The sequence below is a fragment of the Pseudomonas sp. SIMBA_068 genome, assembly GCF_046534705.1.
GTDB lineage: Bacteria > Pseudomonadota > Gammaproteobacteria > Pseudomonadales > Pseudomonadaceae > Aquipseudomonas > Aquipseudomonas putida.
Genome location: NZ_JAWRYI010000595.1, coordinates 1 through 269, shown reverse-complemented (window position 1 = coordinate 269; position 269 = coordinate 1). Strand labels below are relative to the sequence as shown.

1 protein-coding gene is annotated in these 269 nt (G+C 64.7%); it reads right to left on the bottom strand.

The annotated features are described in order from the left end of the window. Window positions 1-269, bottom strand: a 269-nt coding sequence (locus SB756_RS30560; protein WP_410913305.1) for an asparagine synthase-related protein, incomplete at both ends; no start/stop codon positions are given.

Sequence of the window (269 nt, the reverse complement as noted above, 5' to 3'; positions counted from 1 at the left end):
GGCCCTGCTCATACGCACCGTCTTGCGTCGCCGGGTAGGGCGTCTTCACCCGATTGAGGACGCTTTCCGGCAGCAGCGGACGAACCGCCTCGCGCAGCAGACTCTTCTCCCGCCCGTCGAACGTCTTCATCTGCCACGGCACGTTGAACACGTACTCGACCAGCCGGTGGTCGCAGAACGGCACGCGCACTTCCAGCCCGACCGCCATGCTCATCCGGTCGTTGCGATCCAGCAGGGTCTGCAGGAAACGCGTCAACGCGAGATACGAC